Raw genomic sequence first — 211 nt, forward strand, 5'->3', positions numbered from 1 at the left:
TCTCCAACGTGTTGTCGCACGCTTCGGGAAGGTCTTTGAACAGTTCGCGCATTTCCTCGGCGGATTTGATGTAGTAGCCGGTGCCGTCGAATTTGAATCGGCCCGGCTCGTCCAGCGTGGAGCCGGAGTTGATGCACAGCATGGCGTCCTGCGCGCCGGCGTCTTCGGCACGCGTGTAATGGGAATCGTTGGTCGCCAGCAGCGGCGCGTT

Annotated in this window: 1 pseudogene; it reads right to left on the reverse strand. The window is 61.1% G+C overall.

The annotated features are described in order from the left end of the window. A pseudogene (locus HJW02_RS13660) lies at positions 1 to 211 on the reverse strand (histidinol phosphatase); the annotation flags it as partial.

The sequence above is a fragment of the Akkermansia sp. GGCC_0220 genome (genome assembly GCF_017566105.1).
In the GTDB taxonomy this organism is placed as follows: Bacteria; Verrucomicrobiota; Verrucomicrobiia; order Verrucomicrobiales; family Akkermansiaceae; genus Akkermansia; species Akkermansia massiliensis.